This is a genomic window from Dyadobacter sp. 22481 (assembly GCF_052044875.1).
Lineage (GTDB): Bacteria > Bacteroidota > Bacteroidia > Cytophagales > Spirosomataceae > Dyadobacter > Dyadobacter endophyticus.
In genome coordinates this window covers 358085-381267 of sequence record NZ_JBQENV010000003.1, presented here as the reverse complement: position 1 = coordinate 381267, position 23183 = coordinate 358085, and the positions used below count along the sequence as shown (strand labels likewise).

The 23183-nt window shown below is 51.6% G+C and carries 13 protein-coding genes; 6 read left to right on the top strand and 7 right to left on the bottom strand.

What is annotated here, in order from left to right; translation table 11 throughout:
* Positions 1–29: 29 nt before the first annotated feature.
* Positions 30–3068, top strand: a complete 3039-nt coding sequence (locus ACTJJJ_RS20500) for a T9SS type A sorting domain-containing protein (RefSeq protein WP_440702851.1) — start codon at positions 30–32, stop codon at positions 3066–3068.
* 82 nt (positions 3069–3150) lie between these two features.
* On the opposite strand, the gene ACTJJJ_RS20495 is transcribed toward ACTJJJ_RS20500, so the two are convergent.
* Positions 3151–4470: a T9SS type A sorting domain-containing protein gene (locus tag ACTJJJ_RS20495; RefSeq protein ID WP_440702850.1), complete on the bottom strand. Its 1320-nt coding sequence runs from the start codon at positions 4468–4470 to the stop codon at positions 3151–3153.
* 13 nt (positions 4471–4483) lie between these two features.
* A complete protein-coding gene (locus ACTJJJ_RS20490) occupies positions 4484–6010 on the bottom strand; it encodes a tail fiber domain-containing protein (protein ID WP_440702849.1) in 1527 nt (508 codons plus the stop codon).
* Positions 6011–6337: 327 nt separating this feature from the next.
* Here ACTJJJ_RS20490 and ACTJJJ_RS20485 point away from each other — a divergent pair, with 327 nt between their 5' ends.
* Positions 6338–9388, top strand: a complete 3051-nt coding sequence (locus ACTJJJ_RS20485) for an ATP-binding protein (protein ID WP_440702848.1) — start codon at positions 6338–6340, stop codon at positions 9386–9388.
* Here ACTJJJ_RS20485 and ACTJJJ_RS20480 read toward each other — a convergent pair.
* The 4 genes from ACTJJJ_RS20480 to ACTJJJ_RS20465 form a co-directional block, all read right to left on the bottom strand.
* A complete protein-coding gene (locus ACTJJJ_RS20480; protein ID WP_188937672.1) occupies positions 9318–9971 on the bottom strand; it encodes a response regulator in 654 nt (217 codons plus the stop codon). The genes ACTJJJ_RS20485 and ACTJJJ_RS20480 overlap by 71 nt on opposite strands.
* Before the next feature lie 92 nt (positions 9972–10063).
* On the bottom strand, positions 10064–10708 hold the full coding sequence (locus tag ACTJJJ_RS20475; protein WP_440702847.1) for a LuxR C-terminal-related transcriptional regulator: 645 nt from the start codon (positions 10706–10708) through the stop codon (positions 10064–10066).
* Positions 10709–10763: 55 nt separating this feature from the next.
* Positions 10764–11405, bottom strand: coding sequence for a helix-turn-helix transcriptional regulator (locus ACTJJJ_RS20470; RefSeq protein ID WP_440702846.1), 642 nt, complete (start codon positions 11403–11405; stop codon positions 10764–10766).
* Between the two features lie 143 nt (positions 11406–11548).
* A complete protein-coding gene (locus ACTJJJ_RS20465; RefSeq protein WP_188938370.1) occupies positions 11549–12283 on the bottom strand; it encodes an NUDIX hydrolase in 735 nt (244 codons plus the stop codon).
* Between the two features lie 253 nt (positions 12284–12536).
* Between ACTJJJ_RS20465 and ACTJJJ_RS20460 the strand changes: the two genes are divergently transcribed.
* On the top strand, positions 12537–16007 hold the full coding sequence (locus ACTJJJ_RS20460; protein WP_440702845.1) for a ThuA domain-containing protein: 3471 nt from the start codon (positions 12537–12539) through the stop codon (positions 16005–16007).
* Positions 16008–16073: 66 nt separating this feature from the next.
* On the opposite strand, the gene ACTJJJ_RS20455 is transcribed toward ACTJJJ_RS20460, so the two are convergent.
* Complete coding sequence (locus ACTJJJ_RS20455; RefSeq protein WP_440702844.1) at positions 16074–17663, bottom strand: FAD-dependent oxidoreductase; 1590 nt, start codon at positions 17661–17663, stop codon at positions 16074–16076.
* 67 nt (positions 17664–17730) lie between these two features.
* Here ACTJJJ_RS20455 and ACTJJJ_RS20450 point away from each other — a divergent pair, with 67 nt between their 5' ends.
* From ACTJJJ_RS20450 to ACTJJJ_RS20440, 3 genes are all read left to right on the top strand, one after another.
* The gene (locus ACTJJJ_RS20450) at positions 17731–19239 is read left to right on the top strand and encodes a glycosyltransferase family 39 protein (protein WP_440702843.1); all 1509 of its coding nucleotides are present in this window, start codon (positions 17731–17733) and stop codon (positions 19237–19239) included.
* Between the two features lie 149 nt (positions 19240–19388).
* Entirely contained in the window at positions 19389–21209 is a 1821-nt protein-coding gene (locus ACTJJJ_RS20445; RefSeq protein ID WP_440702842.1) for a T9SS type A sorting domain-containing protein, read from the top strand.
* A gap of 252 nt (positions 21210–21461) precedes the next feature.
* Positions 21462–23168: a T9SS type A sorting domain-containing protein gene (locus ACTJJJ_RS20440; RefSeq protein ID WP_440702841.1), complete on the top strand. Its 1707-nt coding sequence runs from the start codon at positions 21462–21464 to the stop codon at positions 23166–23168.
* Positions 23169–23183 lie beyond the last annotated feature (15 nt).

Below are 23183 nucleotides of genomic sequence, written 5' to 3'. Positions count from 1 at the left end.
GAAAAACATTAACCTGTAAATCATTAGGTATGAAGAAATTATTTTCAATGCGGTACCGGGCGTTTCGACGCCCGGCGTTCCGACGCGCGGCATTCCGCAGACTGGTTGGCTTGTGTCTCGGAGCGCTTACGCTCGTGCAGGCCAATGCCTTCGGCCAGAGTTTTGAGGCCGAAAGCGGGGTGCTTTCCAACGGCGCCGACATCCAGGGCTGCGGAAGTTGCTCGGGCGGGAGCCAGGTGGGTAACCTCGGCAATGGTGCCGTGGTGATCCCGGTGAACGTAGCCGCGGCAGGAACCTACAATCTGACGGTCACTTACAGCACCGGCGACCCGAGAACTATTAATGCGACAGCCAATGGCGGAACGCCGGTCAGCATTTCCTGCCCGGCTTCGGGTGGGTGGTCAACACCGGCGGCTATTACCGTGCGCATTGTGCTGAGTGCCGGCAGCAACAGCATCCGGCTCGATAATCCCAACAGTTACGGCCCGAATATTGACAAAATCACGTTCTCGCCGATCAATGTACCTAATATCCAAAGCATTGCATTCGGGACGAACAGCCGGATCGATTATGACCTTGCCAATGGATATTACTCGGTGTATTTCGATAACAACAAGGTCATCGGCGAAGCTACCGCCACGGCCTATTCGGATCAGGTGCATCAGAGCACCGATTTTACGGGCCGCACTTATTCTTCGAGTCCGGTTACCGATGCGTTCGGCAGCGGCACGAAGCATGTAATTACCATGACCAAAAGCGGGGCGATTGGCATGCAGCAGGTGTTTTATACTTACACCGGCAAGGAGCATTTCTTTACCGAGCTGGTGTTGACAGGGAATGGTTCCAATTCTTACAAAATGGCCCCGCTCGTTTCCAACTACGTGGATATTCATTCCAATACGGACCGTCGCGCATTGTTTGTGCCGTTCGATAACGATGCCTGGGTCCGCTACGATGCCAAGGAAAGCCGTTATGCCAATTTTTTCAGCTCGGAAGCGGGCTCGATTTATGACAATGCCAACCGGAAGGGCCTTGTGATCGGCTCAGTGGAGCATGCTGTTTGGAAAACCGGGGTTAACCTCGTGGGCGAGGGCAGGGGGGCTACCAACTATGTGGCGGTAGTGGCTGGCTGGACGCAGGAGAGCGTTACCCGCGACAAACGCGGCCACGGCTGGGTGTCGGTTGGGCAAACAGCCTGCCGCTCCCCTCGCATTCTGGTGAGCTATGGTGACGATTGGCGTGCAGGTTTCGACACGTACGGACAGGCAAATGCAATGGCCGAGCCGCGGTACATTTTCAACTGGACGGGTGCAACGCCCTTTGGCTGGAATAGCTGGGGAGCCATTCAGTCTTCGATTAATCTGCCCAAAGCAAAGTCGGTCGCGGATTTCTTCTCCACCGGCGTGCCCGATTTCCGGAACAGCGATAATACCCTTTACATCGACCTGGATTCTTATTGGGATAATATGTCGGGTGGCGGCCTGAACGGCAACTTCGCCGAACTCGCAGAATTTGCAAACTACTGCAAAAGCAAGGGTTTCAAACCGGGCATTTACTGGGCACCTTTTGTGGATTGGGGGAAATTTGCCAGACAAATGGAAGGCAGTACCCATAACTATCAGGACGCCTGGACCAAAGTGAATGGGAATCCCGTCGAACTTGACGGCGCATATGCACTCGACCCCACACACCCGGGAACCAAAGCCCGCCTGCAAATGGTGATCGGCAAGTTCATTGCCTGTGGTTTCGAAATGATTAAAATAGACTTCCTGGGCCACGCGGCGTTGGAAGCCGACAGCTACTACGACAACACCGTTCACACCGGGATGGAAGCTTACCGCAAAGGAATGGAGTATCTCACCGACCAGCTGGATGGTAAAATGCTGGTTTATGCGGCCATTTCGCCCAACCTCGCCACCGGGCGCTATGCGCATATGCGGAGGATCGCGTGCGATGCTTACAAGGACATTAACGAAACCGCCTACACCCTGAACAGCACGACCTACGGCTGGTGGCAGAAGCACATTTACAATCACCTCGACGCCGATCACCTCGTTTTCGGGACGCAGACCGACGGTGAAAACCGTGCCCGTTTTGCCTCGGGCATTGTTACCGGCACGCTCGTAACCGGCGACGATTTCTCGGCTACCGGCGCATGGACCGCCAAAGCGCAGACGCTCCTGCAAAACGAAGACCTGCTTAATCTGGCAGCAAGCGGCATTGTGTTTACACCTGTCGAGGGAAATACGGGCAATCAGGCCAATGAGTTGTTTGTTAAAAATGCAGGTAACAAATCCTACCTCGCTATTTTCAACTACGGCGGAACGGCCAAGACTTTTAACATAAATCTGCAAAGAGCCGGTATGAGCGGTTCCGACAATTACTCGACCCGGGAGCTTTTCAGTGGCGCCCAGAACGCCCGCCAAACGGCAACGCATGTGCAAGGCACATTTTCCATCACCATACCAGCCGCAGATGCCGCCATTGTGGAGTTCAGCAATACGACGCTGCCCGTGACGCTTATCGGTTTCACGGCCGAAAAATCAAATACCGGCACATTGCTGCAATGGAAAACGTCCGATGAGACCAACAACAAGGAGTTCGTCATCGAGCGCAGCACCGACGGCAAGGCTTTCAGGGCGATCGGCAAAGTGGCGGGGTCGGGCGATTCTTCCAAAGAACAAAGCTATGCGTACCACGACGTCGCGCCGGTTGCCGGGGCCATCAATTACTACCGTTTGAAACAGGTCGATTTCGACGGCAAGTCGGAGCGGTCGGCGGTCAGGCCGGTGAATTACAGGGACTCGGACGATACCAAATCCCGCATTAATATCTATCCAAATCCCGGTGCCGACGAGCTGAATATCAGGCTCGGCGAGTCGCTGGAAGGGAAAGTGATGGTGCGGCTCGTGGATATGAACGGCAAATGCATGCTTTCCAGGAGCTATACCAATCCGGCCGAAGTGATTTCAGTGCCAGGTATCAGGCCGCTGCGCGCCGGGATGTATGTGGTGGAAGTGGAATCGGCCGACGGCGTGGTGCAGAACACGAGATTCAATAAAAATTAATTGACAGCTTAATCACATTTGATACCTTTTTTGGTTTTGAAGAAACTACTGGGAGGACATGGTTAGCCTCCCGGTGTTTTCTCTATTTCCGCAGGAAGAAACGGCTTGTTGCTTCGGTACCGTCTTTGCGTGACACTTTCAGCAAATAGGTGCCGCCGGGTACATTTTTGATATCCAGCTCGCCGTCGGCAGCCACTTTTATATCCTGGCGGAGGCGGCCCAAAAGGTCGGTCAGCAAGACGTGGGTAATGCCTGTCGGATTGCTGACGTACACAGGCCCGCTGGCAGGGTTTGGAAATACCCATTGCCCGGCATTGTGCCATTCGACTAGTCTGATGCGGCTGTATGCGTATGTACCGTCAAGCACGCCCGTCGCACGGTCGATCATCTTGAGGCGGTAGAAGTTCCGTCCGCCTGATGGTCGTGCATCAGTAAAGCTGTATTCTTTACGTACAATGCTTTCGCCCATTGCTTTCACGGTACCAATCACAGTCCAGGCCCTGGCGTCGATACTGCGCTCTATCTCAAAGCGATCGCTGTTGGTTTCCTCCGTGGTAACCCACGTCAGCAGCGCTGTCTGCCCCTCCGGTTTCGCATCGAAAGCGGCCAGCGTAACAGGCAGCGGTGTAACACGCGAGGCAAATGTGTAAGCCGTATAGGTGTTGGGCACAAGGGTGTTGGTGGTGGTGATAGAACCCGCCGTAAGACTGCTTGTTCCGCCTAAAATCGAATTTACATCCACCTTGGAAGCTATCGGTACCCATTGTGAGCCATTCCAGCCGGCAATGGTCAGCTTGTCTGGCTGTGCACTCGTGAGACTGGAAATATTACTGCCCGCATCCCAGGTGAGCGTAATCGCCGTGGCGTTTGTTCCGTTGATATCCCAGTACTCGATCGTACTGACGGCTTGCAATGTACCTTCGAATGTGGCCGATGGAAACGGGCCGCCAGCCGGAAGTACCGGATAATTACCGCCTCCGAGGTTATCGGTGATGGCCGAAGTAGGGTCCGAATGATAGTAAGCACCGTTGGTAGCGTCGGCAGCCGCAGCGAATGGGCCGTAGAAGCCATTGTCACCTACGGGGAAAACAAACTGGGAAGTGCCGTATTTCCTTACATAACCATCCACATGGGCGGCGTCGGACGCGCCGGTATGCGATGCGGCCTCCGCGAAATTAAGGACGCCGTTGGGGTCGGACCGCACCGTACCGATAATGCCCGGCAATGCGCCGCTGCCTCCGTTTATAAAATCGTGCGTCCCGAAGAAGGTCATTTGGGCCCCTCCAAAAATATAGGTGTTGCCCGAACTCCCCTGCTGGGCCTGTACTGCTCCCGACAAGGCGATCAGCACAAGGAATGCAACGCGGTGCACCCATGATCCTGAATAAGTTGCTTTTTTCATATTGCAGGAAGGGTTATTTACCAATGGCTGTACCGGAAGTATTGATGTTCGACGCATTTTTCAGCAGGCTGCGCAGTGATGCTACTTCTTCGCGCGAAAGGGTTTCTACGGAAAGTTCTGCCGTAAGCGACGCATTTCTGGCTTTCAATTCAGTCACTTGCGCCTGCAACTGTTCGATCAGCGCCTGTTGCTCCTGCACGGCCTTCACGATCAGCGGGGTTACTTTCCCATAATCAACCAGCCACGGTTCGGTTTTAGGGTTTTTACCGCCTACTGTTACTGCATTCGGGAAGATATTGTAAAGATCCTGGGCCAGGAAGCCGGTGAGGCGGTTCTTCTTCTCGTCGATCTTGTAGTTGTAATCGGCTACGCGGATCTTCATCAAATCTGACAAGCCATATTTTGTTTTACCTATATTCTCTTTCAAGCGGACGTCGGAAGTCGTATTGTACTGCACGGAGTTCACGTTGTTGGCCGGGCTGCTGATAGATCCGATGGTATTGCCCGAACGGTTGAATATCTGCCAGTTCAATGCCTCGCCGCCACCGATTGTTTTCGTCAGATAGAGGTTTGCGCCTACCGCTGAGCGCTGCACGGCGAGTGTACCGGCGGGATTGAGTTCAACGCCGTCCTCACTGGAAGTTCCTAGGATCATCGCTCCGGTAAATGCTCCTGCGGGCATCACACGGGTAACGCCCGCTACCTGCAAGCGGGAATTGGGAGCGGTAACGCCTGTTCCGATCCCGACGAGGCCCGCCTGGGTAACGGCCATACGCACGCCGCTATGATCCTGTATCGTAAAGGCCAGGTCTCCCAGTGTAGCATCGCTGCGCATGGCGATACGCATTGGATAGCTATCGCTGGTTGTATTGGTGAAATCGATATAGCCGTTGGTCACGCCGGCATTGGCACTGGGGTCGCGATAAAGTTTGAGCCCGCCGTCAGGAGTAATGCGGGTATGTTTGAGGCCGTCCGCGTTACGAGCCTCAACATAACCGTTGCGGTAAATCCAGGCGACTTTATTGCCACCTGCGTCATTGGTTGTCCCTTTCAGGTACCACGCGGTACGATTGGGAGAGACGTAGGTTGCCCAACTGCCGCCTTTACAGATGAACTGCTGCCCGAAGGTCGGGCTGGTTTCCAGCGTGTCCGTATACAGCTCGCCGTCGTTACAGCTTCCGGCGGGCTGGCCTCCGCCAAAAGTGTATGTATAGTTCGATTCCCCGGCGGTAGCAACCCATTTTGTTCCGTCATTGTAGTAAAAACCGGGTGTAACGTCGTTGGCGGTAGCCGTGTTGTAAACGGTCATACCGGCCACGTGTGCATTGAGTGGAGAGGGGTTTGTAGTTTGTGTAAGTGGAAGACGGGGCAGTAGCAATCCTTTGCTGGTACTTTCGACTTCGAGGATGGAATTGGCGTTAATGGTCGTCGGATTGTCGCCGATCTTGACCTGGGCAAACAATGGGAAAGCACAAAGGCTTAGTCCGAAAACCGCCACGATAGCGCGTAGTTTATGGATCTGTAATTGTCTGATTTTCATAAGGTGAGATTGTTTTGAAGTTAGATTTGATAAAGGGGCGCTCTGCCGCAGCGAATGCCGCGGTACAAGGCTGTCGAAATATTTCTTGTCCGAAAGGTCAGTACTTGCAGATGAATTTGTTGTACCGAGCGTAGACGGTTTTTGTAGAAAAATTTCTACAAAAAACAGGGTAATTCTTGGTTACACAAGGGGAGCGGACTTTTTTCCTCGCAGATGGAAGCCGGAGTACGACGTAGTACTTCTAGCACAGAAAGAAGTAATTATTTGAAAGTCGCATATTTTAGTAATTTCAGGATAAATAGTCCCTATATAGTGTACAGTTGATCTATGAGAACCCTCCTGATCGCGTTGATCTCTCTCATTCTGCATGGCTTTCCCACAGCTGCGCAGCCGGAGCGTTTCATTGTTTCGCAGTACAATACCGACAATGGCCTTCCCCAGAACAGTGTTAAAGATATTGCATTCGATGAATGGGGCTATTGCTGGCTAGCCACGGAAATGGGGATGGTGCGGTTTGACGGCCAACGGTTTGTCACTTACGGAACCTCCGAATTGCCGGGGATGAAGTCGACGCGGGTGGAAGGCCTTACTGCCGATGCGCGCGGCACGTTATACGCGCGGCTGTATGGGGGGCAAAACATTAAAGTAGCAGTTTCGGGGCAGCATGCAGCACCCGGGCCGGTGCTGCTGCCGGCGTGGTCCGTACACGTAGGGCGACAGGGTGTGGCGGTCGACGAGAAGGAAATGATGCTTAAACTAGCCTCTTTTTACCGTCACCTGGGCCAGAAGCCATTCCTCTTTTCGTCGAGTATTTCAAATAATGAAGTTTATCTCAGAAATGAGAATAGCCTGATCTACTTTTCAGGAAGTCAGAAAGGACCATTGGAAATCAGGGACTATACAGGTCGGAAGCCGGAATATGCCCTGTTTGCCGGGCAATTTCTGGCGTGCATCTTACCGGGAAACCGGGTCGAGGCCTGGAAAAACGGCCGTTTGATCCCTGCTTATGCGTCCATTGGAGGGCCTCTGGCTTCGGATGCTCTTTTTCTTTCCGGCGATTTTGTCACCTTTCCCAGCCCCGACGGGTTTTACGCGTACGCGGGTGAGACCCTTTACAAAGTGATTCTACGCAATGGCCGCCTCGATTCTGAAATCGGGCTGGCAGGTATTCAGGTACCTTTTTTAAGTTGTGTCCGCTTCTCGCCGGAGCAGCAAACCTATTACCTCGGTTCAACCACCGACGGGCTGTTTGTGGTACAAAAAAAACAATTTGCTGCTCCGCCTTTTCCATCCCCTGTCCTCGACCAGAGCCTTTATGCACAGGTCAAGGTTGGCGATGACCGTTTGATCGTGAAAAACACACTGATTTCGATAGATCAGCCACCCCGGCAATTGCCGATTGACTCCGGCATTGCTTCCTGGTTTTTCACCCCGGACAACCGGCAGCTGTACTACGAACAGAACTTTAAACTTCGCAAGCTGGATATTATAAGCGGCCACAGCCGGGTTGTGGCGTCGGAAGATGGGATCGTCCACATGAGCGAGGCTGGTGAAGGACAGTACTTCTTTGCATCGGTCAGGGGATTCGGTAAACTTGTGAATGACAAAGCCGAAGGCATCAAAGCGTTTCCGCAAAAGGCGAATATCCTTTTTGCGAAGCAGATCCGCCCTGCCTATTTCCTGGTTTGTACTGAGAAAGGGCTGAAATGGTACGATTACGAGCGGAACCGCGTCGATAAGTCGGTGCTGGAATCCATGTCGATACGAACGGTGCATGCCGAAGCCCCCAACAAGATCTGGATCTCCACTTATGGAAAAGGCTTTTATCTCTTACATAACAAGAAACTCTACCGTATGCCGGCGGGTCCGCGCCAGGCCCTGACAACCATTCATTCATTTATTGAGGATGGTCACGGCTTCTTCTGGTTGCCAAGTAATAACGGTCTTTTTAAGGTTAAGAAAAGCGAATTGCTGGCCTATGCCGAACGGCGGCAGGAGAAGGTCAATTTTTTTCGGTTCGACCGGACCGACGGTCTTCCCACGAACGAGTTCAACGGAGGATGCGATCCATCTTATGTGTGGTTGAAAGACAGTCTTTTATCACTTCCTTCAATGAAAGGACTGGTTTGGTTTTATCCCCATAAACTTAAACCTTATTATCCCAACCGCGATATTTTTGCGGATAGCCTGACGGTGAAAGGCCGACCGGTTACACTCAATGCGAAAGGCATTACGCTTTCACCCGACTTCAAACGGCTGGCCGTTCAGGTTTCGTCGCCGTATTTTGGCAACCCCGAAAACCTCGATCTTGAATACCAGGTAGCCGGGCTGGAACCCGACTGGCATAAAGTCGAGAAAAATGGCCAGATATCGATCACCAGCCTTCCGCCCGGGGATTACAAGCTTCTGGTGCGGCGGAACAATGTAAACATGTCGGACAGCTCGACGCAGTTTGTGTTGCCTATCGACGTGCAGCCATGGTTCTATACCACCTGGTGGTTCTATTTGTTTTGCGTTTGCTTATCGGTGGGGATCGGTTACCTGCTGTTCAAACGACGGCTCACGAAGCTGCAAAAGGAAGCCCAGGAACTCGAAAACATCATTTCCGCCCGAACCTCCGAACTGAAAAACGCGGTGGACGAACTTGCCACATCGGAAATGGCACTACTGGAAAGTAACCGGTTCAAGGACCATGTGATTACGATGGTACTCCATGATATGCGGTCGCCGCTGCGGTTTATCTCCCTTATCAGCGGCAAACTTTTGAAAAACCATACGCATCTCACGTCCTCCGACCTCGACGCCTATCTGGGCGATCTGCATATGGGCACGCAAAACCTCCTGGGCTTTACCGAGCAGTTTTTTATGTGGATCAGCACGCAGCAGCAGGGGTTCAAAATCAATAAGAACCTCTTTCCGGTAAATGCTTTGTTTGAGGAAATCGCTTCGCTTTACAAGGAGCTTTTTAAAGTAAACCATAACCGGCTTGCCATCGTGCATACCAGCCTCGAATGTGTTTCAGATTACCAGATACTTTCCGTTGTAATCCGTAACCTGATCGATAACGCCAACAAAAACACCTATGACGGAGAGATCAGGCTTTCATGCCGGGAGGAAAACGGCCAGCTCCTGATCTCGATCAGCGACACGGGCCTGGGATTGAGCGACGAGCAGATCGCCCTGTTTATGAGCCGCGACAGACAGGCCGGGAACCGCGGTACCGGCAGCCTGCTGATCCATACCATGCTCGACTACATTCAGGGAAGCATTTCGATCGCCAGCGAGCCGGGGCGGGGCAGTACTTTCACTATTCTCCTTCAAAATCTGCATCAATTTGATACGTCTGCGCAAGGTGGTTCAATTCTAGCAGGTTCTTGATTTCCAGCTTGTCGAAAACGCGACAACGGAAACTGCTGGCTGTGGAAGCGCTGATCGACAGCGTATTGGCTACTTCGAGCGCACCATAACCTTTGAGCAGCAGAAGCGCCACTTCGAATTCCCGTTTGGAGAGCTTGTCGAAAGGCGTGTTGGTTACGTTGCCAATCAATGCGTTGGAAAAAATTTCGTTCTGGGACCTGGAAATGTACCTGCGGCCCTGGCTCACCACATGGATCGCTTCGGCCAGTACTTCGTCCGGTTCTGTCTTGTTTACGTACCCGAATGCGCCTTCGCGTAAGAATCGGGCTGCAAAAACCTTATCGGGCTTCATGGTCACGACCAGTATTTTCAGCTTCGGTCGAATGCGTAATATATCAGGGATCAGTGCGAGTTCGTTGGTTTCGGGCATGTTCAGGTCGGTGATCAGCAGGTCGAATTCCTGTGCGGTAATTTTCCCGATCACTTCCCGCCCTGTTTCGGCGAATTCTACGATTGTACTGAATCCCAGGACTTCTTTAACGACCATCTGAAGTCCTTTTCGGACAAGTTGGTGATCGTCGGCAATGAGTATAGAAAGCGGCATAGTTGAAATGAGGCCTTTCGGGATTACGGTTCAATCGTAATGACTGAAATTAACGCATTTCACACTGAATTACAAAATGGCGGCGGGCCAATTTAATTTGACAATACCGAGGCCAGTTCAACAATGTTTATGACATTTTTCTTCAACATAACCGTTCGCTTGATGGTACTGATCGTGCTGTGCCTGACGCTCAATGCTGTCGCAATTTCCGAAGTCTTCATGCCGCTGATCAGCAGGTTCGCCACTTCCTGCTCACGGGGAGAGAGCTTGTTGGGTTTTCTTTGCAGGTTGTATTTGAGGAAGTTGCGTATCTGTGCCTGATTGCCCGGGTCGAACAGAAATTCGTAGCCGAACTTTTCCAGCGTGCTCCCGCAAATGTACCGCCGCGATTCCAGTACCTCCCGGAGGCAGGTCTCCGTTTCCAGGTCGCTGCTTCCTTTGGAAATGCACGCGCCGGCACCGGAAAGCACAAGCGACAATGCTTTTTTATAAAGATTATCGTTGTACATGATCACCCACGGGATAGCGCTGTGCCGCTGGATCATCCTGGTGTCGATGCCCGTTTTTTCATTGATACCGGCTACCACCAGGTCGATTTTATGATGCAAAAGATGTTTTGAAAGGCCGCTTATGGTATTCGTTTCAAAGAACGTAAACTCGTTTTCAATGTTTTTGAAAAACTCCTTGAGACCCGTCAGGATAATAGGGTGAGAGTCGTATAAAATTACGTGAAGCATAGTAAAGGTGCTGATTGGCGAAGAGGCTTGCCGGCGGGGCCGGAGTTTGGTGTGGTTAGTCTAGTGTATGGATCGCCTGCACGAGGTTGGTCACCGAAAGCTTGCGAAACGCGCGTGCTTTCAGGGTGCTCACCGTGCTGTGCTGGATCTGAAGGCGGTCGGCGATTTCGCCGGTTTTGAGACCGGTTTTCAGTAGCGACGCTACCTCGCGTTCGCGGGAAGTGAGCTGGCGTACGCGCGGGCGATAGCTGTCGGCGCCATTTCTGATGGCCCTGAAGCGCCAGTATTCAGCATTCACATGGGCCTGGGTGGTGGCGCATACGTGCCGCCGCCGTTGAAGGACGGCCAAGATACCTTCCCTTAACGCAACGTCGGTACATTTCTTCGATATGCAGGCTCCCGCTCCCAGGGCCATTAGGTCCATCGCGTTTTCAGCACCTTCTTCGGTGTAGAGCACGGCGGTTTTGGGCAGTATGGCGGAGATTGTTTCGTGGTCGAAGTGCTCTACGTCGTTCACACTCAGGAGTACGAGGTCGTAGCGTTGGGAGGTCGCATATTTGTAAAACTGACGCGTGCGGGAGGCTTCGGTCACTTTCAAACGCAGGTCCATTGTATCCAGCAAAAGCCGGATTCCTTTACGGGAAATCGGGTGCAGATCGAATACTAATACTTTCAGGGTGCTCTCAGGTTTCATCATCACGGGGTGGTCGATTATTATTGCCGATACAAATATTCACCTGCGGTGCATGATTTGTAGTGGCTCCCCGCCGACCCCTATGTGGCTTTGCAGCCACACGCACATAAAAATTTTTTATCCTGAGACCTAAATAAAATGCCCGCCTATGGATTCCCGTTCCTGAACCGGTACAGAAACGGCGCTTTGTTGGCAGCTCCGGTAAACTTCTTTTCCAGGCGTTCTAGGACGTCCAGGTCGAGTATTTTTTTCTGAAAATTGTTCCTCGCGAATGCGCGGTCGAAGATCGATTCGTAAAGCTCCTGTAACTCGCGCATCGTGAAAGTTTCGGGTAGGAGGTTGAATGCGATCAGCTTCTGGTCGAGGTTGAGCTGCAAGGTTTCCAGCGCACTGTTTACCATTTCCTGATGGTCCATGATCATCGGAGGCAATGCACGCACCGGATACCAGTCAATGGATTCGTCAAGCTCGGTTTTGCGTGGGACCACTTTGTTGAGGTCCACTAGCGCATAATATCCTATCGAGACAAACCGCCGGGTGATCCAGTCGAACTCCTTACGGCCGAACCGCTTGTCGCCCAAGGTATCCTCATTCAATTCGATAAGCCTTTCGAGGAAACGGATGTTGGAGCGCGGCGAATTACCAAAGACCCTGAATTGTTCGAGATAAATGTCCTTAATGCCCGTTCGGTCTTCCAGTATCCGGCGTGCGGCCTCGTCGATCCCCTCGTCCTGGTAAATAAAACCACTCGGTAAAGCCCAGAAATCACCCCGGAAGTTCAGTTTGGGTACCAGAACGCTAAGCTGCGAATCCTGGTAGCCAAAAATGACGCAGTCGATGGAAAGCTGCTGAATGTAATCCTGTTCGCTCGGTGATTGTATATCCCTCATGTAGTAATCGCTATGAAATAGTCGCTCAATTTTAACCCGGCAATATCGCAGAAACGGTTCTCCTGCACAAAACGGAGGGCGGAAACATTTTGCAGACCTGTTCAAGTCCATACGCGTAATGACGGCAATGTGACTATTTATTGCATTGTTGAAACAATTTATTGAATAAATTTTATTGTCTCAAAGATAGACAATAATGCTTTTTACTGTACATTTGGAGGTCACAATTCAAACGATTAACCAGATGAAGAAAAAAATACAGGGTGTGCTCCTCTGCTGTGCATGGCTCCTGGTAGGTCATGTTATGGCACAGGCACCCAAAATGCAGGTGCTGGTTTTCAGCAAGACTGCGGCGTTCAGGCACCAGTCGATCGGCGCGGGGAAAAAGGCGCTGGGCAAAATGGCGGCAGAGAAAGGCTTTGGCGTCAGTTTTACGGAAGATGCCGCCCAGTTCAGGGAAAGCAATCTGAAAAAATACAACGCGGTAATATTTCTCAATACGACAGGTGATATCCTCGACGCGGAGCAGCAAAGCGCTTTCGAACGTTACATTCAGGCGGGAGGCGGCTACGTGGGCATCCACGCAGCCAGCGATACGGAATACGAATGGCCATGGTACGGCGCATTGGCCGGCGCCTGGTTCCTCGACCACCCCATGCCCGATAATGTGCAAAAAGGAAAGTTTATCGTAACGCAGAAAAACCACTGGGCCACACAGGGTATGCCCGATGAATTTGAGCGGAGCGATGAGTTTTACAGCTTCAAAAACATTTCTCCGAAAATCAACGTCGTCCTTAAAATCGATGAGAAAAGCTATAAGGGGGGTAAAAACCCGGATTTCCATCCGATGAGCTGGTACCAGGAGTTCGATGGTGGCCGGTCGTTCTACACCGCCATGGGGCATACCGACGAAACGTTTGAAGAGCCGCTTTTCCTCAACCACCTTTGGGCGGGCATTCGCTACGCTACCGGCGGCGACACGCCCAAGCCGGTTGATTTCGCCAAAGCACGCCCCGAAGAAAACCGTTTTTCAAAAGTAATACTGGCCGAAAAGCTGGATGAGCCAATGGAACTGAGCGTGCTGGGCGACGGCCGCATCCTGTTTATTCAGCGAAAAGGTGAGGTACTGCTTTACCATACCAAAACCAAAGAGTTGAAAACCATTGCCAAACTTCCCGTTAGCACCAAATATGTGAGCAAGGAGGGTAAGGAGTCGATGGGCGAGGATGGTTTGCTGGGGTTGAATAAAGACCCGAATTTTGCACAAAATCACTGGATTTACCTCTACTATTCCGACCCGAACGAATCGAAGAACGTGCTCGCACGCTTTGAGCTGAAAGGCGACGAGTTAGACCTTGCTTCGCGCAGGATATTGCTCGATGTGCCCACGCAGCGCGAGGAATGCTGCCACACCGCCGGTTCCATTGCCTGGGATAAGGATGGCAATTTGTACCTCTCCACAGGCGACAATACCAACCCGCACGGCTCCAACGGGTACAGCCCGAGTGACGAACGCGCCGGTCGCGAGGCTTGGGATGCGCAGAAATCATCGGCCAATACCAACGATTTGCGCGGTAAGATCATTCGCATCAAACCGCAGTCCGATGGAACGGCAGGGGCTGCTCCATACACCATTCCGGAAGGCAACCTGTTCCCGAAAGGAACGCCCCAAACACGTCCTGAAATTTACACAATGGGCCACCGCAACCCGTTCCGCATTTCGGTAGATCAGCGAACCGGCTACGTATATTGGGGCGAGGTGGGACCCGATGCCGCAAAACCCGATGCCAACCGCGGCCCGGCCGGTCATGATGAAGTAGGGCAGGCCCGAAAACCCGGCAATTTCGGCTGGCCCCATTTTGTAGGTGATAACAAAGCGTACAACAAATATGATTTCACGGCAAGCCAATCGGGAGAGAAATGGGATGTTGCAGCACCGACCAATAATTCTCCCAGCAATACGGGTCTGAAAGTGCTGCCGCCGGCACAAAAAGCATTCATTTGGTATCCTTATGACGCCTCGCCCGAGTTCCCGCTCGTGGGCGCGGGTGGGCGCAACGCAATGGCCGGGCCGGTATTTTATTCGGACGATTTCAAGAATGCGCAGGGGGCGCCTCAGCCGGGCACTTTTCCTGCCTATTACAATGGTAAACTGCTTGCTTATGAATGGATGCGGGGCTGGATTATGGCCGTCACTATGGATAAGGAAGGTAATTACGCTTCGATGGAGCGCTTCATGCCCAGCTACAAATTCTCGAATCCGATGGATATGGAATTTGCACCAAACGGGGACCTGTATATGCTCGAATATGGCTCGGGCTGGTTCTCCGCCAACGACGATGCCCGCCTGATCCGCATCGAATACAATGGGGGTAACCGTAAACCGAAGATCGAATTGGCTGCCAATAAACAAGGCGGTTCCGTGCCATTGGCCTTAAAACTTACAGCGGCCGGTACCGACGATGCCGACGGGGATGCATTGACTTATTCCTGGAAAATTACTTCTAAAAACGGATTTACAAAAAACATTAACGGCCAGGATGCGCAGCTGACACTCGCCAAAACGGGCCTTTACAAGGCTACTTTAACCGTGAATGACGGTAAAGGCGGTATTTCGACGCAGTCGCTCGACGTCACGGTCGGTAACGAAGCGCCGGTGCTGAGCCTGGATATGCCGGGAGCCAACAAGTCGTTTTTTGTGCCGGGTAAGCCATTTCAATATGACGTAAAGGTGAAAGATAAAGAAGACGGTGCGCTGGGAAGCGGCATCGATGCCGATGCTGTGGCGGTCAATATCGATTACCTGCCCGAAGGCTTCGATAAGGTAGCCATTGCCCAGGGGCACCGCTCCGCCGACGCGTCGGCGACTACGACAGCCGGTAAGAAGCTGATCGAAGCGAGCGATTGCAAAGCTTGCCATAGCATCAGCAAAAAATCGATAGGCCCGGCATATACTGAGGTTGCGCGCAAATACAAAGGCAACAGTTCGGCGGTGGAAATGCTCACTAAGAAGGTGATCAGCGGCGGAGGAGGTGTTTGGGGCGAAACGGCTATGGCCGCGCACCCGCAACTTTCGGCCACCGACGCTGCGGAGATGGTCAGGTATATCCTGAACCTTTCCGGCGATGCCGCGGAGAAAGCCTCGTTGCCTGTCAAAGGCAGTTATACAGCAACATTACCGAATGGCGACAAGGGTAAGGGCGTTTTCGTATTGCGCGCCGCATATCAGGATAAAGGCGCCAAGGGCTTGCCCGCGCTTCGTTCAGAGCAGACATTCGTGCTTCGGAATTCGATCCTGGACGTACATGGTTTCGATGTGTACGACGACGTTAATAAAATGTCCTATGGCGGCAATAACCTTGCTATTCCAGCTAAGTCGGGCGCTTACATGGGCCTGAAACAGGTCGACCTGAATGGCGTATCGGCTTTCCGGGTGATGGCTATGGCGCCCAAACCGCAGCTGAATGCCTCGGGTGGGAAGGTGGAGCTGCGGCTCGACAGCCCAACAGGTAAACTAATTGGTGAATCGGCATTTCTGGAACCGACGGACAAGCTGGATTTCAAGCCATCGACCCTCGATATCCCTGTAAAACTTCCGACGGCCGACGGCAAGCTCCATGATGTGTATATGATTTTTGTAAACCCTTCGAAGTCATCCGGTAGTCTGATGGTTGTAATGAGTGCACAGGCAGTGCTGGCTTCGACGGCGCAGTAGTGCACGTTTCGGATAAGCATTTTTCCTGAATGGCGGCCCTGTTTCGACGGGGCCGCCATTACTGTTTTATTTGGGTGCAACCTGCGCTGCCTCGATTCTCTCCAGCGGTTTCCGGGCCGGGCCGGTAAGAACTTCTCCCTGGCAACTGAACCGTGCACCATGGCATGGGCAGTCCCAGCTTTTTTCTGAGTCGTTCCATTGCACAATACATCCTGCGTGCGTGCACACGGGGTCGATTATGGTAACTTCGCCGCTTTCTTTTTTGTAAATCCCCACTTTTTGTCCTTCATATTCGACGATTTTGCCGCTATCCGCGGCGATATCGCCCAGTGATTCGATTTCTTCGATGCCAAAACGATCGCCTACAAAACGGCCGACTACGTCCGCATTTTCCTTCACAAATTCGGTGAAGCCCGCTACCGGTTTGATCCTGCCCGGATCGAACAGTTTCTCGTAGGGGCTTGTACCTTCCGAGACTAGTTCGCTGAGCACGATGGCCGACACCGTCCCGAGGATCATTCCGTTACCGTTGAAGCCTGTGGCGGCGTAAATGCCCGCCTCAGCGCCCGGTAACCGGCCAATGTAGGGCAGGCCGTCGGCGGGAACATAGTATTGCGCCGACCATTGCGTGGCGATTTCTTCTACCGGGTAGCATTTCCTGGTGTAGTCGATCAGGTCGGTAAATGCCTGTACCGGATCACCGTGGCCGGTTTTATGGTCGTGACCGCCGGCAATGAGGTATTTCTGGCCGTCGATGGTGTGCGTGCGGAAGTAATGGTACGGGTCCTGCATATCGTAGATCAGGGCGTCGGGATAGGCATCTTCCTTCAAGGTCGCCGCAATGACGTAGCTGCGGTAGGGCGCGTTACGGAAATGTAACACGTTGATTCCGCCGGGCGGAATGTGCGTTGCATACACGACGGATTTTGCTTTGATCTCCCGCTCACCCGAACGTGCCGTATGATAATCGCCATCGGAATCGATCTGGTCGATCTGCATATTTTCAACAACCACGCCCCCGAGCTCAGTGAATGCCTTTTGGAGCCCGAGAATGTATTTTAAAGGATGAAACTGTGCTTGCTTGCCGAAAACGACGGCTTTTTGAAATGGCAGCGGGGCAGGGGCATTCGGGGCCAGTTTGGCTGCTACGCCTGCGCGCAAAGCGCTTTCGTAGAGGTCGTCGAGCTGTTTGGTTTCCTCGTCGGTTTCAGCATATACATAAGCTTGCTTCCATTCAAAATCGCAATCGATCCGGTAGGTTTCTACCATATTGTGGATCAGCGCAACCGATTCGGCAATGGCACCTGCGAATTGGCGCGCCTCTTCCTGCCCGAAATCACTTTCGACTTCCCCGAAAGTGGTGTCGGCAAAAGTGTTGATATGTGCCGTGGTACCTCCTGTGGTACCGTATCCAGGCGCGTGGGCGTCGGCGACGATACATTTGCGACCTTCCTTTTGAAGCAACAATGCCGTGGTGAGGCCGGTAATCCCCGCCCCGACGACCAGGGTATCAAATACCTGAGGAGGCGGGGCTGCTTCTGGGCTTTCGGCCGCTACGTTGGCTTGCCAGAGGCTATTATTGGCACCGTCGCGTTCCACGCGCTTGGTGGCTGCACCTGCCTTTTGTATATTGTTGAAGTTTGATGATGTGTTCATATATATTTGAATTTTTGCCTGCATTCAGGACAAAATCCATGCCAATACTTTATTGATTGACAGCCCTATGACCCCAAAAAGCGCTTTGCTTCTGGCATTTATCGCCCTGAAATTCCTGTTACAATATTTCCTCATTATCCCCGGTTACGACCTGCACCGTGACGAATATCTTCACCTCGACCAGGGCAACCACCTGGCGTGGGGTTTTATGTCGGTGCCGCCGGTTACCTCCTGGATTGCCTGGCTGATCGGCGTTTTGGGGAATGGGGAATGGACGGTCCGGTTCTTTCCGGCATTGTTTGGCGCGTTGACGATGCTTGTTGTCTGGCGGACAGTCGAGCGGTTGGGGGGAGGCCTATATGCCTGCGTCCTGGCTGGCTCTTGCGTATTGTTCTCGGTTTTGTTAAGGTTAAATCAGTTATTTCAACCAAATTCCATCGATGTCCTGTGCTGGACGGCGCTGTATTATATTCTGATCAGTTTTATTCAGTCGAGGGACCATCGCTGGCTTTACGGTTTTGCGGCAGTGTTCGCGTTAGGTGTTTTAAATAAATACAATATTGCGTTCGCTGCGGTGGGCCTGCTTCCGGCCATACTGCTCACGCCGCAGCGCAACTTGCTGTTCAACAAGCACGTTTGCCTAGCCTTATTACTTGCATTGCTGTTAATCGCACCCAACCTCGTGTGGCAATACCAACACAAGTTCCCGGTTTTTCACCACATGAAACTGCTGGCCGAAACACAGCTCGTGAACGTCAACCGCGCCGATTTTCTGAAAGAGCAACTGCTGTTTTTCATAGGCTCTTTATTCGTCATTGCGGCAGGGCTCTATGGTTTGCTAACCTACAAGCCATTTGCACCCTACCGCCTGTTCTTTTTCTCCATCATCATTACCCTGGCAGCCTTCACATACCTGCGCGCGAAGGGTTATTACGCGATCGGCATTTACCCGGTCTACATTGCTTTCGGGGCGGTTTATATTGGTTCAAAAGTGAATGTGGCCTGGTTGCGAGGCGTGTTCGTTCTGATCCCCGTTGCTCTTTTTATACCGCTGTTTAATGTAGCATTTCCTAACAAAACGCCGGAACAGATCGCCGCGAATCCGGAGCGCTATCGAAAACTGGGACTTCTGCGCTGGGAAGATGGCAAGGATCACCAGTTGCCCCAGGATTTTGCCGACATGCTGGGCTGGCGCGAGTTGGCGGGCAAAGTGGATGCAGCCTACACATTGATGCCGGACAAAGCGGCAACGCTCGTGCTTTGCGATAATTACGGGCAGGCCGGAGCCATTAATTACTATTCCAAAACGGGCGTCCGTGCCGTAACTTTCAATGCGGATTATGTGGATTGGTTTGACCTTTCAAAGAAGTACAAACATCTCATCCGCGTCAAAAGCTGGCATGAGCGGGAGGCCGAAATGAAGGAAACCGGACCGTTATTTGCGACGGGCTTTGCGGCAGATTCGGTGACAAACCGCTACGCCCGCGAATGGGGAACGACGGTATTCATTTTCCGCGACGCGCGAATCGATATCAATGCACGCATCGAAAAGGAAATAGCCGAGGAGCGGTGGTAAGGGGCATAAAATCTGTCCGGCCAGGGGGAAATAAGGTTGTCTTAAAATAGGAATATTGAGGGAAATTGTGTAACTTCATATAGCTAAACGGTTACATAATTATACTGTTTTTGTTGGTTAAAGTTTTCAATCTATCAAACTTAACTGATATGAAACCTCCTCTGCAAACCTTACTGAAAATGGTCCTTTTTTACACCATTTTCCTGATCAGCACAGTTCATACTTTTGGTCAAAGCTGGAATCAGATGATCAAAGTTACAGCACAAAACAATGACGCTTCTTCGGCAAGAACCGCCAACGATGAGTACGGATCTGCCGTGTCAATATCCGGAAATTATGCTATCGTTGGATCCTATCGTGAAAGTGAAGACGGAAATGGATTAGATACGGTCGCACTTACGGGAGCTGCTTATATCCTTTACAACGATGCCGGAAACTGGGTCCAGGTGAAAAAGATCACGGCACCTGTCCGTGAGTCCGGTGACAACTTTGGAGTTTCCGTCTCAATCAGTGGGGACTATGCCATTGTTGGCGCTCACCAGGAGGACGACGATGCGCTGGAGACCAATACTTTGTTCAATGCAGGCTCGGCTTATATTTTCAAAAAGGACCAGGGAGGACCGGATAACTGGGGTTTGCTGAAAAAAATAACGGCTTCCACACGTGATGTACAAGACAGATTCGGTTATTCGGTATCGATGAGCGGCAATTACGCCATTGTAAGTGCGTATTTGGAAGACGACGACGTAAATGAAACCAATACGCTGGACAATTCGGGCTCGGCTTATATTTTCAAAAAGGACCAGGGTGGTACGGACAACTGGGGGCAGGTGAAAAAAATTACGGCTTCTGTACGCGGCATCGTAGATTGGTTCGGCGTTTCTGTCTCCATAAGTGGCGACTATGCCATCGTGGGAGCCAATTTTGAAGATGAAGACAGCCTGGAAACCAATAGTTTGGATGGATCAGGATCCGCCTATATTTTTAAGAAAGATCAGGGGGGAGCTGACAATTGGGGACAAGTGAAAAAAGTCACGGCCGCCGACCGTGCTAGCGGCGACGCCTTTGGCTGGTCTGTATCGATCGACGGCGATTATGCCATTGTGGCGGCTTATACAAAGGGAGGTTATATTTTTAAGAAAGATCAGGGAGGAATTGATAATTGGGGGCAAGTACAAAAACGGCCCGGCGGGGGCGCTTCGGTGGCAATCAGCGGTGATTATGCCGTGGTGGGCGGACAAAGTTCGGCTGATTTTTTTAAGAAAGATCTGGGAGGGCTCGATAATTGGGGGCCGATGCAAAATGTCTCCCACGGTGGCAATTTTGGTGTTGCGACATCGATGAGCGGAGATTTTACCCTAGTAGGGGCTTATTCAGACGATAACTTCGGGTCTGCTTATATTTTCAAATTGGGGCCTCCGCTGCCGGTTACAATCATCACTTTTGAAGCTGTCAAGAAAGAAAACCAGGTGCTGCTGAGCTGGGCGACAACCATGGAAAGCAATTCGGCATACTTTGATGTTCAAAAAAGTGGTGACGGCCATAACTGGAAAACGCTGGGACGTGTATGGGCGGCCGTTAAAAGTGATCAGCTCAGGTCGTACGCTTTCACAGACGACAATCCATCGGATGAAGATCCCCATGGCCAGGCAAACCTGTACCGCCTCAAAATGGTCGACACGAATGGTATTTTTGCATACAGCAGGACGATCAGCCTGTTATTTGGGAAGAAGCTCCGAAGTATCCTTTACCCTAATCCCGTATCCGACAAACTATACTGTGATCCGGCAGAAGCAGCAAAAATAGAATCGATCACGATGGTTAACAGCGCCGGACGGATCATGTTACGGTCTTTTGAAAATACCAGGGCAGGTATTTCCGTAGATCGTCTCACCCCGGGGATTTACGTGGGGCAAATCAAGACAAAAGCAGGAGCTGTGCAGTTCCAGAAGATAATCGTGGTACGATAACTCAGTACCCGTATTTGTAGCGTAGGGGAGACGTGGGCAAGTCGCCTCCCTTTGCTGATCAGTTGTCCGACAATATGTGCCACGGCCTCGGAAATGGCGTGCAGATCGGCCTTGAGTGCGTGTACCTGCGTTTGTTCTAAACAGACTCCGATAGATGCAAACAGAACAGGAAATTTTACTATTTGGTAATAGTTATTCGCCTATAAATCAATTATATTCAAGCCGTCATACTCAACGTTAATCTTACTGCTCATGAAAACAACTCTATGCAAGTTTGCCCAAATTTGCCTGCTTAATGCACTGCTTTTCTCTGCGCTGAAAGCCCAAACCTGCAACTTTACGAATCTGCGCCTCGACTCACAGGCATTGGTTAATTCATTTAGCTCAACCTGTAAGACAGTTAACGGAGATATTACCGTTACAGGAGCGGATATTACAGACCTCAGCCCATTGCAAAATGTCGAAATAATAAATGGAAAGCTTACGGTCCAGAATAATCCGGCCCTTTCGAGCCTGAACGGATTGAATAACCTGACGGCGGCCCAGCATTTATTGATCTACACGAATGATCTTTTGACTGATTTGACAGGATTGGAGCGGTTGAAATCTGTTGGCGGTACTACCCATATTCGCTACAATAAGGGGCTTGTTGATCTGGAAGGGCTGGATAGTCTGACGGATGCAAAGACATTTTACATTACCAACAACGATTCACTGACCAGCCTGGCCGGACTAGGAGCCTTAACAACCGTCACCGACATTCTGGCGATAGGTTCAAACAAAAGCCTGGCCAGTTTCAACGGATTGAATAGCCTGACCACCGTGAGCCGGATCAACATAGGGGAAAACGATGCGTTGACGGATTTTTCAGGATTAGAGACGTTAACTTCCGTCACATATCAGATGCACGTAAGCTCAAATAAGAACCTTACCAGCTTAAATGGCCTGACTAACCTTAATTATTTGAGCGAGGCATATATCACCGACAACGACCTGCTGCCTGATTTATCGGGATTGGAGAATGTAAGGGGCGTATACTGGTTGGTGGTGGGAGAAAACGGCGGCCTTACCAGCCTGGCGGGATTGGATAATCTGCTTTCGGCAACCAACTTTATCATCCGGAATAACGACTTGCTGACCGGTTTATCGGGATTGGAGGGGTTGACGAATGTAGGATGGTTGCAGATCAGTGGCAACCCGGAGCTGACCAGCATCTCCCGCCTGGGCGCAGGTATCAGCGGGGGACGGACGGGCTCCAACGAGAGGGTTGCTGCGCTCACAATCGGTGGACTGGCAATCAGCAACAATATCAAATTGACCTCGTGTTCGATTTCCGCGGTTTGTAGTTTTATCAGCACGAACACTGCGACCATCAGTGGAAACGGTCCTGGTTGTGAAACTCAGGCTGCCGTGCAAATTGGTTGTTCGACGCTTCCGGTAACCCTGTCTCATTTTAAAGCGACTATCGAAGACCGCACCGCGCTTTTACAATGGGCAACGACTGCGGAAAGCAACAGTGCTGTCTTTGAAATTGAGCATAGTATGGATGCTGCAACGTGGTACAAGGCTGGTGAGCAGGATGCGGCGGGTAAAAGCAACAAGCTTGTCGACTACCAATGGATTCATCTTACACCCGCCGACGGACCGAACTATTATCGTCTCAAAATGAAAGATCTCGACGGTTCCTATGCTTACAGCCAGATTGTGACGCTTAAATTTGACGCAGCAGGCAAGATACCTGCGATTGTTTATCCTAATCCCGTTTCGGATGTGCTGAACGTGGAAGATAACAAAGGAATTGTCCTGCTTCAGATTATCAGCACCGAGGGTAAAAAGGTGTATGAAACCAGCAGCGTTCCTGACAAGCTCCCGATCAAAGGACTGGCTAAGGGGATGTACCAGGTTCATATCAGGAGGCAGGGCGGAATGGTGCAAAAGCAGCGCATTGCTATTCTTTAAGCCTATTTATTTACG